The following is a 14,197-nucleotide window of genomic DNA, read 5'->3' as shown; positions in this document are numbered from 1 at the left end:
ACACGCGAAAACAGGTTGCACATGATTGATAATTATCGCCCCGGCTGGATGGACGACGAGCTCGAAGCCGTACAAACCATGACACGCCGCTTTGTTGCCGAGCAAATCACGCCCCGGCAGGAACAGTGGTACGAACAGGGCTATACCGACCGTGATGTATGGCGGCAGGCGGGCGAGCTGGGCATTCTCGCGCCGGATATCAGCGTGGAGTACGGAGGCTCCGGCGGTCATTTCGGTCACGAAGCGGTGATTGGCCACGAGCTTTGCGTAGCCGGCGACTCCAGCTGGCGTACCTGCAAACAAATTCATGTTATCGCCGCCCACTACATTGAAAAATACGGCACCGAAGCCCAGAAGCAAAAATGGCTTCCCGGCATTTGCAGCGGTGAACTGATTGCCGGTATGGGCATGACCGAGCCCAACGGTGGCACTGACCTGCAAAACATGCGCACCAAAGCCATTCGCGATGGCGACAATTACCGCATTAGCGGCGCAAAAACCTTTATTACCAACGGTTCGACTGCCGACATTCTGATCCTCGCCACCAAAACCGATCCCAGCCAGAAGGCCAAGGGCGTTTCACTATTCATTTTTGAAACCAGCACGCCGGGATTTGCCGTCAGCAAACGACTGAAGAAAATCGGCCTGCACGGTTCCGACACCGCAGAGTTATTTTTCGACGATTGCGTGGTTCCCGCCGACAGATTACTTGGTGAAGTTGAAGGCCAGGGCTTTTATCAAATGATGAAAGACCTCACCTATGAGCGGGCCCTGACCGGTGTGAACTGCGCCGCGGTGATGGAACACGCGCTTAAGGTGACTACCGAATACACCAAGGACCGCAGCATTTTCGGCGGCAAACTAATCGACCTGCAAAACACCCGCCTGGAACTGGCAGAAGTGAAAACACTGGCCACCATCGCCCGAGTATTTGTCGATTTCACCGTGGAACGCATGATCAACGGCACCATGACCAGCGATCTCGCGTCGATGAGCAAATGGTGGATGAGTGACACTCACTCAGAGATTATTAATCGCTGCCTGCAACTGCACGGCGGCCACGGCTATATTCTGGAATACCCGATCGCCCGAATGTATGTCGATGCTCGAATAGAAGCAATCTATGCCGGTGCAAACGAAGTTCTGAAAGACCTGATTGGTCGCAATCTTTAAGCTTTTTACATGCCCTTTGCGGCACCACTCCCCGGTGCCGCTTTTTTTAACTCACCCACTCCCGCCCTAAAAATTCGATGGCCTATAATGCTGAATATGTGGCCTTTTATGTGGTTTTTACATTAACCTAATCGCCATATAGTGATACCTGTACATTTACCAACTATAAAAAACACAGGTGGCTACATGTTGAATATCAACCACTACACAAGGATGTGCGCTGCTGCGCTCATCGCCTCTGCCAGCTACAACACCTTTGCCCAGCCCCCTGAAGGGAAACCACGCAACCGGGTAATGGAGGAGGTGCTGGTTACCGCGCAAAAGCGCGAGGAATCACAACAGGACGTACCCATCGCAATTCAGGCTTATGGCGGTGAAGCGCTGGAGGCTTTCGGTATCGAGGACACCACCCAACTGGGCCAGGTGATTCCCTCACTGCAGTTTACCGGCGTTGTCGGCTACACCCTGGTGTACCTGCGCGGAGTTGGCACCGACGCCTTTGCCCCCTCCTCAGACCCCAGTGTTGCGACCTACGTCGATGGCGTATACATGCCTGCGGGACACGGTGTTTTCCAATCCTTTGGCGGGGTTGAGCGGGTAGAGGTACTGAAGGGCCCTCAGGGCACTCTGTTTGGTCGTAACTCGACCGGTGGGGCGATCAGCGTAGTCACCAAAGACCCTCATCCCGAAGAAATCGAAGCTGATTTATCTATCGAGCGTGCCAGCTATGACAAACGCGCATTCAAAGGCTATTTCAGCACCCCGGTCACAGACTGGCTGGCAGTAAGTCTGTCGGCAATCAGCCATACTGAGCGCGAGTACTACCGTCAGGCCAACCGTGACCTACCGGATATCAGCACCACCGCGGGGCGCATCAAGATTAATGCGCGGCCTACAGAGTCCCTGGAAATCAACCTCGCCCACTTTCAGTCGCGCCAAACCATACTGTCATCCGTACTATCGGAGAACAACAACCCCAGCGCACTGGGTCGAGCTGCGGGCATTGAGCCCACCCCCGAAGACGACTACTACACCGAAATGGATTTTCCCGCCGAGCTGCTCACCCATCAGGATGTGACCTATGGCACTCTCACTTGGTACGCGCCTTGGTTCGATGTAAAACTTATCGGCAGTGACATTCTTGCATTGACCGACTTCGCCTCCACCGACTTTGACGCGTCGGCGCAGCCTATCGCCTCCTTTGACAGTACCAATCAGTACTCGGACTACCAGACCGCCGAACTGCAACTGTTATCCAATGAAAATAGCTGGGGTGCCAGCCACTTTAACTGGATTACCGGGTTGTACTATCTGGAAAGTGAAGTTGGCTACGACCCCGCACACCTTCGCCTTGGCCCCGGCTTTACCGGTCAGATTCTCGCAGGCACTCTGGGTCTGCCCGACACTGTCACCGACCGGCTGCTCGACGCCCTGAGCCAACTTCCTGTTGGGTCAACACCTTTAGGGGAAGATGGGCTGAACTTTGAGTTCCGCGGTCTACTTGGCACCAAAAGTCTGTCGGCCTTTTTTCAGACGACGATCAATGCCACCTCGTGGCTCGACATCACACTGGGCGGCCGCTATCAGGACGAGGAACGTTTCCTCATAAAATCCCAAACCGGAGTGTTGTCTGCCGATGGCGAGAGCACGACACCACTCTTTTTCTTCCCGCTGGAATCCAGTGAAGTCACCAACTTTTCACCCAAGGTGGTCTTTTCAACTTATCCTGCAGAAAACATGATGGTATACGCCTCATGGTCAAAGGGCTTCAAAAGTGCCACCTATAATATCGTCAACATCTACGAAGACCCCGACTATGTGCGCCCCGAAGAGGTTACCCTTTACGAGCTGGGTTTGAAGTCTGAGTTCAGGGATGGCCAGCTAAGGGTAAACGGCGCCATCTTCCAGACCACTATTGACGATCTGCAATCCGGCTTTGTTTCCCTGCTGGCCGGTGGCGCCGTGACTTTGGAAAATGCCGGCCAGGCGCAAATCGAAGGGGCGGAAATCGACACCCTGTGGGTGCCTATGCCGAACTGGAACCCCGGCTTTGTTATCGCCGCCAATGCGGGCTACCTCGATGCCATTTACACCGATTACCGCAACGGTGCAGGCTACGATGAAGAAACGGGCGCATTCACCAACAACCTCGACTTCACCGGCAACAATATCGTTCGCGCACCGGAAATTACCGCAGGGTTGAGCCTGACCCAGACCCTGTCAGTGGGCTTTAATCACGAGTTTGAAATTGCCACCGATGGCTACTACAACTCAGGCTTTGCCTACACGCCGCAGAACACTGTTACAGAACCCGCGTACACCTTGATTAACGCGCGCCTCAGCTACCTGCACATACCGACCAATATACGGGTGACCGGCTTCGCCAAAAACCTGACTGACGAGGTGTATCACTACGGCAAGTTCCAAACCGATTTCGGCGTGAACCAGACTCTGGCAGCCCCTGCCAAATACGGTCTGAGATTGCAGTGGAGCTACTGATATCATCGGTAAAATGACAATAAGTACAGGGAGATCGACGAGATGTTCAGACCGACAAAAATAAAACATTATCTTCGCTATATGGAGCGTCTAGGCTTTGACGCAAAACGCGTTCTAGCCGACACGCGCATACAACACGATATGCTCGACGATCCCGCCTACCTGATCGACACCAGCCAGTCTCAGCGGGTGGTGAGTAATATGATTTCGCTGACCGGTAACGACGAACTAGGTTTTGATATCGGTCTCGACGCCAACTTCGACGACTTTGGCATTGCCGGCTACGCGCTGATGTGCTGCCGACATCTTAAAGACGTGTTCGACACCTGGGCCGCATTCGGGCCAACCCTTGTCGGCTCTCACCTGACTCTGCAACTGGAGGAGCGTGGCGGCGGGCGCTGGCGGGTCACTTTCAATGAAAGTGTTCCCCTCGGCCCGCTGTTACGCTTCTGCGCAGAAGAAACCCTGTCCGCGGGGGATTGGCTCAGCTGCACGGTCATCCGCGACGACATCCATTACGAAAGCGTCGAGTTCGCCTACCCTACGCCGGACAATATCGAACGCTATGAGAGAGTCTTTAATGCACCCGTCATTTTCGATGCACCGGTAACCGCGGTCAACGTCGCATCACCGTCGCTTTACCAGCCTTGCCCCGACCACCGCGACACCGAGTTTTTTAACCTGTGTCAGAGTTATTGCCACGAAGTGATGCGTGAAATTACCGAGGGGCGCCCGCTAAGCTTCAAGGTTAGACAGATCTTCCTTAACAGCGCGGGAAACCTGCCCAATCTGGAGACGACCGCTGAGCTATTGCATATGAGTTCGCGCACATTCAAGCGAAAATTACAGCAAGAGGGGGTCAATTTTAACGAATTACTCAGTGAATTCCGCTGCGATCTGGTCAAAAAATATATTGAAAGCAACAAAAGCCTGCCACTGGAGAAAGTCGCGCTACTGACGGGCTACAGTGACGCCAAATCACTGAGCCGCGCCTTCAAAAACTGGACGGGCCAAACCGTCAGCGACTATCGCCGAACACATTGATTATTGAATACAGGATTTCGCAATGAACTATACCGTCGATTACCCACTTGCGCCCTTCGATGCGGTGATGCCCGCCACAGCGCAAAATGTTTTGCTTACCCTCGTCGTTATCGCCCTGGCTGCCTATAGCGTGTACGCCCTGGTACTCGCGAGGAAATACAACTCCTCACTACCCTTATTTCTGCTGGTTGGCGGCTTCGCTGCCTGTCTGATGGAACCGGTCATCACCCATCTGGGTCACGTCATTCACCCTGAAATCGGGCAAATCAGCTTATTCAAAACAAATAATCGCGCGATTCCTCTGCATATTGCGCTGATTTATCCGGTGTATTTCTGCACCGCTTTTTTTGCGATGTACAGCCGCATTCACAAGCAGTCCTTTGACGCTGGCTATGTCTGGAAGTCCTATTTTATTACCTGCGTATTGGCATATTTACTGGAAATCATACCAGTTAGCATTGGCCTGTGGGTCTACTACGACAATCAGGGACTGTGGATCTGGCGCGGCGGCATGCCCCTGTTCTGGACCTTCGTCAACGCCTGCTGCGTACTCGTTTCGGTGACTCTGGTTAAAATTTGCTACCCGCTACTCCGGGGCTGGAAGGCCGCATTGGTCATTATTCTGGTCCCTGCCGGTGGCTTTATGGGGCATTTTGGGGCGGGCTTTTTCATCTACAACGTGGTCAATTCCGGTTCACCACAGTGGCTGGTAGAGGTTTGCGCCCTGCTCTCGGTGTTCACCGCGCTTGTCATCGTCGCACTGTGCGCACGGTTGTTGAGCAATGACACCCGCGCTATTGCACACGCCGCTGCATCGCCCGCCAAGGTCTGATAGCCCTATAAATTATCTTTCGGGAGAAAAACAATGAATATTAGAAAAGCCTTCCTGTGGACACTTGGCGTGCCCTTCCTGTTGATGCAAGCCTATTGGACCTTTAACCCCAGCAACGGCATCGTCGAGACCTATGGTTTCTGGAACGCCTTCCCCCAGTATTTCGCCCTGCATTGGGGCAACGGCCTGCTTATGGCGGGTCTCACGGATTTTATGCTGGTGATTATCGTAAGTTTTGTGTGGATGTGGGCCGAAACACCGAAAGAAGAACGTCACAGCTGGAAATTCCCGGTTTGGCTGGTGAGTTATGTGGTATTTCCAGGTCTGGGCTTTCTGGTGTACTTTCTGCTACTCAACCCCAAACACCGGTTTGTGGCTGATTGAATGCAGCCTCAACGGAATTCACTACCGCAATGCCCCTGGGGTTGATAGCGGATAAAGCCCAGGGCGCGCCAATGGTATCGGGGATACAGTTAAACAGGCTCGCCACCGACGTAAAGGCCGAATCCTTCCGTTCCACCCGTACCAAGCATTCCGGCGCACCGTCAACGCGCCAGTCAATTGCTCGGTTTCGTTGGCCTAGAAAAAACGATCTCAAAGGTTTCGGCCAACGATATCCAAGCGCCATAAATTAAGGCGAACCACCCTTCCCGACGCTTCCCTGAACCTGCTTTCACACCAAACATAATCTACAACCCTTGGTTTTACTGGGGCCGGGGGGCACACCAAAACGTAAACTAGACAACATCGCCTCATGGGTTTATATTTGAACTCATAAGCATAAATGACATAATAATATTTCGGAGAGCTATTCAATGCACTGCAACCACATGCTAATGATGGTGTCGATATCGGCCGTGTTAATTTCCAGCCACGCCAATGCTGCCGATGCCACCCCGGAAAGTAGCCCCAAAAAGCGCAACGCATTAATAGAAGAGGTTGTAGTTACTGCCCAAAAACGCGAAGAAAATTTGCAGGACGTGCCAATTTCCATTGCTGCCTACACTTCCGAAGGTCTTGCCGCGCGAGGCGCGACTGATACCAAGGATCTGGCAACAATTACACCCGCACTGTCAATAACAGAATTTGGTGGCTTTACGTTTATCTATATTCGCGGCGTCGGTTCCGATAGTTTTATACCGTCAGCCGACCCCAGCGTCACCACCTACGTAGACGGTATTTACGTTCCGACATCACAGGGGCTTCTGACCTCTTTCGGTGGCATTGAACGCGTTGAAGTATTGAAAGGCCCTCAGGGTACACTTTTTGGTCGAAATTCCACTGGCGGCGCGATCAACGTCATCACTAAAACACCAGGCAACGAAATTGAGGCGAATATTTCCGGTGTTGTCGGCAACTACCACGAAAAGCGACTAAAGGGATTCATCAGCGCGCCGGTTACCGAATGGCTGGGCGTCAGTGCTGACTTATTAAAGGACACCATTGACCATCAATATACCCACGTTTCGAGGAAAATACCTGCAGAGAAATCTCGTTCCGGTCGATTCCGACTTAACTTTCACCCAGTAGATAGCTTTGAGATAGATCTTTCATATTTTAAATCCGAACAGAAAGGCCAGGGAACCCTGCTGACAAAAAACACCGACCCAAGTTCATCATTGGGCGCCACTATTCCCGACGAACCAGATAATCGCGAGGCCAACTCTGACTTTCCAGCAGGCCTGCGAGGCACTCACGAGGTCTACGCTGCGAGCATTTTTCTGGAATTACCATGGTTTGATACCAAGTTAATAGCCAGTGATCAGCTTATTAATACAAGCTATACGGCTTTTGATTACGACGGCTCACCCCAGCCATTGGTAGCCTTTGTTGTCACCCCAAAGGAATTCACAGATGCAAAGTCTCTGGAATTGCAGGCCCTATCAAATGAGTTCAGCTGGGCTTCTGATAAACTGGACTGGGTAGTCGGCGCCTATTATCTCGAAAGTGAAGGCGGCTTTGCCGATATAAACATTCCACTCACCGGCCCCTCACTAAATACCCTGGGCATATCAGGCCTATTGGACACCGTCGGTGTGGACTTAAACAGCGCCATAAGCCCAACGATAATTGCCACAGGGTTACTGGGAACTGAATCAATATCCGGCTTTGCCCAGGCAACATGGCACGCTACAGCGGAATTGTCTTTTACACTGGGAGGGCGTTATCAGGATGAGAAACGATTTCTGACAAAAGGCGAACTTTCCTATTCCAACGATGGCGGCGAACAGACAGACCCTGTTGAACCCTTCCCTCTGGAGAGTGATAGCAGAGACAATTTGATTACCAAGGCGGCGGTAAGCTACACACCAATAGATGACCTTATGATTTACACGTCGTATTCTCAGGGCTATAAAAGCGCGACCTACAATATCGTTAATCTGGCGACCCCTCCAGAGTTAGTGCTACCGGAAGAAGTCGAAGCCTATGAATTAGGGCTAAAGTCTTCCCTTTTCGACCGAAGCTTGAAGCTAAATGCCTCAATTTTCAGGAACGATATCGAAAACAAGCAAACCTCGATCGTGTCGTTAACAAGCGGCGGCGTAATCGAGTTCTATAACGCGAAGAGCACCAGAATTGACGGCATTGAAGCCGATCTCACCGGGGTTCCGTTTATAAATTCAAACTCCGGGTTTGCTATCACGGCTAACGCAGCGTATTTGGACGCCAACTACATCAAGTATACCAACGCACCTGGCTTTGACGAAGAAAACGGGCTTTATCAGAACGGACTGGACTTCTCCGGAAACAAAGTAGAAAGGACGCCTGACGTCAGTGGAGGACTTGGAGTTAGTCAGTTAATAAACCTTCCCCACGACTCTGAATTGGAAATAGCGGCAGATTGGTACTATAACTCCGGCTTCTACTACAGCGCTCAAAATTCAGAGAACTATCGAGAAGATTCATACTCCCTGCTCGACCTTCGACTCAGCTATTTCCATATTCCTTCAGACATCAAGCTGACGGCACTGGTCAAAAATGCCTTGAACGAAGACTACCATATAGGGCTATTTCAAACAGACTTCGGCATAAATAGCAGTCTCGCATACGAAACCCAATACAGCCTGAGGCTGGAGTGGAATTTGTAAATGGCATGTCTGAATGGGGTTTGCAGATAACTTTTTTGGAAAGTTTTTCTGGCTGAAAACGCCAAAAAGAGGCCACTTGGCAAGCGTGATGACCTGACAGGCTTCTGGAAAACGTCCTCGGCTGTCAGGTCAAGCCTGAATTACTACAGCTAAGCTGGCTGATAAGTGTCTATTAAGGCCTCAAGCCCTGCACGCAGCTCTATGTCGTCGGTCAAGGGGCCTGCGATGGCAAGTGTCGCGGCTTCTTTAAACGACAGACCGTGCGCCATAAGTTTTCCTGCGGCAATCAGGGTACGGGTAGACGCCACCTCGCGAAGCCCTGTGATAGAGCCCCGCCTGATCACCGCTCCCAAACGGACAAGGGCTACGGCTGAATCTGCCTCTACGCCTGACTCAATGAGTATTTTCTCTTCAATATCCGGCTCGGGAAAACCCAGTTCAATAGCCACCATCCGCTGACGCGTACTTGTTTTTAGATCCTTTAGAACGCTTTGATAGCCGGGATTATAGGAGACAACTAGGCTGAAATCCTTGGAGGCGCGCAACACTTCTCCCCCCTTACGTTCAAGAAATAATTCTCGCCGATGATCCGTAAGTGAATGAATGGCAACCGTTGCGTCCTGACGTGCTTCTACAATTTCGTCGAGATAACAGATCCCTCCGTCACGAACGGCTTTCGTTAAAGGCCCATCAACCCACTCTGTGTTTCCATCTACCAGGACATACCTTCCCAGAAGATCAGAGGCCGTCATGTCTTCATGACAGGATACCGTATACAACGGCACACCGAAGCGGTGAGCCATATATTCCACTAAGCGGGTTTTGCCGCAACCGGTCGGCCCCTGGAGCATAACCGGCAAACAGCTATTATAAGCCGCCTGAAAGGCCTCGACCTCGCGCCCGGTAGCGATATAGAAGGGAGTATTGCTTTTGGCCTCAGATAATGGGGCTGCGCTCATGACGTTCTCCTGTCAAATTTCATATGATCGTACCGAATTTATTGCCGTTGACGGCCGTCACGACCCATCGACGCTGCCTGGTGCAATCCGCCGCGAAATACCGGCATAACAACTCTATGCAGCTCGTTGGTGTCGGTTAAGCGCAAATAGGGAACCCCTCCCCATGCGCGAGCTAAAACCACTTCATCCGTGTCGCTATTAACCGCGACACAAACGCAGCCTACTCCCGATTCAACCGCTTCGGAAAGTGCCTTGGAAACATCATCCTGCGCATAATCAGACTCGTAGCCGTCATCAAAGGGAAAACCATCTCCAACGACAATCAGCAGGCGATTATCTGTACCACCCTGGTGTTTAAGGGTTTGGGTGCCATGGCGAATCGCGGCACCGAGCCGGGTGAATCCGCCGGGAGAAAGCGCCGACATTTTCCGGCGAGCACCCGCATCAAATACCTCGCCAAATTCCTTAATCTTCAAGAGTTGCACATTGTGTCGCCCCCAGGATCGAAAACCATAGGCGGCGACGCGGTCTCCAAGATCATCCAATATCGAAACCAGACCCGCCGCGACGCGGCGTTGTGCCTCGAAAACGCCGCCTTCATCCGCTTCCTTAGCCGTCGATCCAGAGGCATCCAGCAGGACTAAAGCGCTGAGGTCTCTGGCTGTGCGACGGCGCATCTCATACACTCGGGTATCTGCTGCGCTACCCAGAGTGCGGTCCACCGCGTAATCGACCAATGCTGTCACATCGATGCCATCGCCATAGGGTTGGCGTCGATGGCGCTCGTAGGCGAGACCAAGGGTAGCCAGGGCTCGGCGCAGGCGCTCATCTCTTCGCAGTTCGACCGGCTGGGTCCCCGTGGGCACATCGACGTTGCGCTCAAAAACTGAACACCAGTGAGGCCTGAATACACCACAGCGACTATCCCATTCAGGGTAGCTGTGCTGCTTGAACGACGGCTCCTCGCTAGCCGGCTCCTCAGAACGATTAATCTGTGTATGAATCTGAGTACCTGTGCGCGCCGAGACTCTACCGACAACCCCGGGAAGCTCTACCCCACCGGTCGAAAAAGTAGTACCGCTCCGTGAACTGCCAAGCATCCACCTAAGTAAATTGGCGAGCGGGTTGCTCATCCCCGCACCATCATTTTTTTGCTTTTCTGAAGTATCGTCCTCTGCTGAATCAGATCCCTCATCCTTTGACGAAGAACGTTCACCTTTGGCCTGCGCATCGGCAGCGGGCGGCTTATGCCGTAAGGAATGTGCGAGCACCTGGGTGGGCTTTATCGTGCCAAACCATGAGGGCATTTCCGGCAAGGCTTCGGAACCTTTGGCGCGATGCAAGGAGTGAGACTGGGAGTCCGGAATGTCGGCAATCTGCAAATTATCGACCGCCCTGACAACTGCCGGGGGGGCAATCCCCCGATAGACGTGCAGAGCGCGTACCACCTCCAACAGCATATAGCGCCTCTGGGTGCGAAGACGTCCCAAGGTTTTTAACACACCCATCGTTGCGAAACAGCCAACACCGACAAGCGCAGCCTGAATGACTACCGTATGAGGGCCATCGTCCGCAGCCAGATAAATCGTTTGGCCGTCAGTCCAGGAGGTATCGCTGTCAGCGGAGTCAACCTCAAGAGTGCGCCCGGCAATTGCCGTTGCCAGCACTCTCAGGTGACTCCGCTTATCCCCCTCCAACTCGCGCATCACTGCTCTCGCGTGAGAGTTCCTGACTTAAGATCATTAGCTACTGAAGGAAGTGACACGCCTTCAGGAATAACCAACCGGCCATCCGGGCCTATATAAAGCGACTGCTCACCGCGGGGAAAGGGAATTCGGGGGTCCGGGCACGCCACATCGCTCCAGGGGCCACACAGCTCGGTAACAAAGTATGAACGCGACTGCACATCCTCTGACCACGCGTCTCCTCGAAGAGCAATCATGGCATTGGGGATATGGTAAAAGACGAAAAATATTCCCGTGATTGCACCGGACACCGCAAAGAATCGCATCCAGCCCTTCACATGGTTGGAAACATTCAATCGCTCAATGCCGTTTTCAGCAAAGCTCAAACCACGGTCGTTACGATAAAATCGCATTGCGCCCCAAGTCGTGTACAACAAGCTCGCGGTAATCCCCTGATAAATCGGGAAGGCGTAATAATGGCCGGGGTTAAGACTAAAACTACGGATAGTCGATGCGTAGGAATGAGAGCCCATTACCATGAAAGATGCTTCCCATATGGTGCCGGCAACGACCATCGGGAAAAAGGCGACCAACCACATACCAACAGGGCTCATCGACGGCCATCTTTCACGGGTTTTACGGAAAATCCAGTTAACGATCAGCACCATGGCGAAGAAGGCGCAAGTATACACCCCGGGCAACCAAATCAAGGGCTGAGCGATTTGGGTCGAGTTGGGCGACATCCAACCCGGTGCGTGTCCGACCCAGGACCCCAGATTTATGAAGTAGGCGTTGTAGTTAAAGCCGGGTGTAAAATAGTTGTAGAACGGATCAGACCACCACATCAGTGAAAATGTCATCACCATTAGGCCGTCAAAGGTAAAAGATCCGGTTTGTAAACGCGGACGAAACGCCTTGAACCAGAGTAAAGCCAGCATGCCTAAAAACAAGCCCCATTGCTGAACCTCAAGACACACCATCATCCACCCAGGCAGGGGTGTATCCCCCGGAAGCACGCGCTGAGGGTCGCCTGCGGCGATCCAACTGATAATCATATAGGCCGCAAACGCGAGAAAACTAAAACCGAGAGCAGCCCACCACGTAATCGCGACCGCCTTATCTGGCTCTGCCGCACCGCCGACATTCTTTCCTGCATTAGCTGTTGATGTCATAGTATTGTCCTTCGTCGTTAAACCTGACTTAACCACTTATTATTTAGAAAGTAACGCTCTTATCATGTACTTGGAGCAAGCTGTCTTGAGGGTCCGGGGGCGAACATCCCGGTACCGAAGCAGCTCGCTGCCAATTACCTAATACTTTTCAATAATCGTTTGGCGCTGACATAGCCAGGCCCCCCTGTGATGCCGCCGCCCGGGTGAGTACCGGCACCGGTAATAAACAGGCCTTCAATTGGAGTTTTGTAGTCCGATAAGCCCACCGCTGGCCGCAATGGCCCGGTCCTGCTCAACGTCATGTCCACATGGGTGATATTTCCAGCGGAAACATGTGCCAGACGACCGATATCTTCATTACTTAATACCGCACGATCCAACTCCAGCTCCTTGAGACCCTCATAGTATTCGCTCGCAGTCTCTATAATGGTCTGCGCTGCTTCGTCTCGACGGGCTTCCCAGCCCCCTTCCGGATTCAAGGGCGCAACGGCACTATAAATATAAAGACTGTCCTGCCCCTCAGGCCCCTGAGAGGGGTCAGCTGCGGTGGTAATAACAGGCCATAGCGAAAAATCGCCGTGCAGCGGCAGTAGACCCGCTTGGGATCGTGCGAATGTACGAGCCATACCGGCTTCGGTGCCTATCATGTGGGAGGGTATACGCAGATCAACGTCGTCTTTTCGCTCCTTCTGATGGCGCTCCAGTGACAAACGACCTGACAGGGCGACGTCAACCTTCATCTGACCGATCCCAAGGTTGTCCTGAGGAATACTGTCTACTTTGCGTTGTATATCTTCCGGTAGAGCACCGGAGGGCAGGAGTTTGGACAGAGTGGTAACGGGGTCACAGGAGGCCAGTACCGCTTTGTTTACCGAAATGACCTGTCCATCTTCAAGTATGACTCCAGTCGCCCTGCCACCTTGCATCTGAATATCAACGACCTTGGCGCCGGTTTGAATTTCACCACCTTTCGACTGGAGTCGCTTCGCCAGGGCATTGGGAATAGCCTGTACGCCGCCGATTGGTCTACTGGAAACATGCCGATGCATGGTTCCCAGCCAAAGAAAGCAAATTCCGGTACTACTCGCGTTATTTGGAATGGTAGCGCCGGCAGTCGCGTGCATGGCATCTCTGACGACGGGGTGCTTAAAGCGCTCATCGATAATTTCACTTACGGATAGCGCCAAAAAGCTGCCAATTTCCTTGAGGTCCTTTCGATTCCTTACGGCCAGCTTGGCAGCCTGCCATAACACGGCTGGCTCTGGCTTTACCGGGCTTGTTTTCGCCAGAGTTAAAAATATATCCGATAGCTTGCCCAAAACATCGGCAAACCTCGCATAGGCGTGAGCGTCCTGCTCTGAGTAACGACGTATTTCTGCGATGGTCTTTGAGGCGTCCTTCCAATAGCCAATAGACGCACCACTGGGATGAAGGTATACGTGTCCGGGATCAACCGCTACACGCTGCAATCCGTAATTGTGTAACTCGAGTTCCCAGGAAGGCGGAAAGGAGTCCCAAAAAAAAGCATCTACGGAGTATGGATTGGACGCGTGGTCGGGTGCCAGGGTAAATGGATATCGAGTCGCCGTCAGACCGCCAATTTCGTCGCAAGCTTCTATGACGATAACCCGTAAACCAGCGTCCACAAGATAATTTGCCGCGACGAGGCCATTATGCCCTGCACCGATGACTGCAACATCATATTTTTTATCTGACATATAAGTTCCTGCTACGTAACAAAATG

Annotated in this window: 10 protein-coding genes; 6 read left to right on the top strand and 4 right to left on the bottom strand. The window is 52.5% G+C overall.

The window, feature by feature from the left end:
- Positions 1–21 precede the first annotated feature (21 nt).
- From HCU74_RS01375 to HCU74_RS01350, 6 genes are all read left to right on the top strand, one after another.
- Positions 22–1,173: an acyl-CoA dehydrogenase family protein gene (locus tag HCU74_RS01375; RefSeq protein ID WP_210425067.1), complete on the top strand. Its 1,152-nt coding sequence runs from the start codon at positions 22–24 to the stop codon at positions 1,171–1,173.
- A 186-nt stretch (positions 1,174–1,359) separates the two neighbouring features.
- Positions 1,360–3,672 (top strand): TonB-dependent receptor, encoded by a 2,313-nt coding sequence (locus tag HCU74_RS01370; RefSeq protein WP_168448602.1) that lies wholly within the window; start codon positions 1,360–1,362, stop codon positions 3,670–3,672.
- Between the two features lie 42 nt (positions 3,673–3,714).
- The gene (locus HCU74_RS01365) at positions 3,715–4,716 is read left to right on the top strand and encodes an AraC family transcriptional regulator (protein WP_168448601.1); all 1,002 of its coding nucleotides are present in this window, start codon (positions 3,715–3,717) and stop codon (positions 4,714–4,716) included.
- A 22-nt stretch (positions 4,717–4,738) separates the two neighbouring features.
- Positions 4,739–5,548 carry a hypothetical protein gene (locus HCU74_RS01360; RefSeq protein ID WP_168448600.1) on the top strand — a complete coding sequence of 270 codons (810 nt, stop codon included), beginning with the start codon at positions 4,739–4,741 and terminating at the stop codon, positions 5,546–5,548.
- A gap of 33 nt (positions 5,549–5,581) precedes the next feature.
- A complete protein-coding gene (locus HCU74_RS01355; RefSeq protein ID WP_168448599.1) occupies positions 5,582–5,932 on the top strand; it encodes a hypothetical protein in 351 nt (116 codons plus the stop codon).
- A gap of 431 nt (positions 5,933–6,363) precedes the next feature.
- Entirely contained in the window at positions 6,364–8,637 is a 2,274-nt protein-coding gene (locus HCU74_RS01350) for a TonB-dependent receptor (RefSeq protein ID WP_168448598.1), read from the top strand.
- Between the two features lie 149 nt (positions 8,638–8,786).
- Here the strand turns inward: HCU74_RS01350 and HCU74_RS01345 are convergent, their stop codons facing one another.
- The 4 genes from HCU74_RS01345 to HCU74_RS01330 all read right to left on the bottom strand — a co-directional run bounded on the left by HCU74_RS01345 (position 8,787) and on the right by HCU74_RS01330 (position 14,171).
- Positions 8,787–9,596, bottom strand: coding sequence for a CbbQ/NirQ/NorQ/GpvN family protein (locus HCU74_RS01345; RefSeq protein WP_168448597.1), 810 nt, complete (start codon positions 9,594–9,596; stop codon positions 8,787–8,789).
- Positions 9,597–9,634: 38 nt separating this feature from the next.
- A complete protein-coding gene (locus HCU74_RS01340) occupies positions 9,635–11,302 on the bottom strand; it encodes a nitric oxide reductase activation protein NorD (RefSeq protein ID WP_168448596.1) in 1,668 nt (555 codons plus the stop codon).
- Positions 11,302–12,453, bottom strand: coding sequence for a spirocyclase AveC family protein (locus tag HCU74_RS01335; protein ID WP_168448595.1), 1,152 nt, complete (start codon positions 12,451–12,453; stop codon positions 11,302–11,304). The genes HCU74_RS01340 and HCU74_RS01335 overlap by 1 nt, the downstream gene beginning before the upstream one ends.
- A 134-nt stretch (positions 12,454–12,587) precedes the next feature.
- The gene (locus tag HCU74_RS01330; RefSeq protein WP_168448594.1) at positions 12,588–14,171 is read right to left on the bottom strand and encodes a phytoene desaturase family protein; all 1,584 of its coding nucleotides are present in this window, start codon (positions 14,169–14,171) and stop codon (positions 12,588–12,590) included.
- Positions 14,172–14,197: the final 26 nt, after the last annotated feature.

Origin of the sequence: Spongiibacter thalassae, from assembly GCF_012272835.1 — a bacterium.
GTDB lineage: Bacteria > Pseudomonadota > Gammaproteobacteria > Pseudomonadales > Spongiibacteraceae > Spongiibacter > Spongiibacter thalassae.
This window is presented reverse-complemented; position numbering and strand designations above follow the sequence as displayed.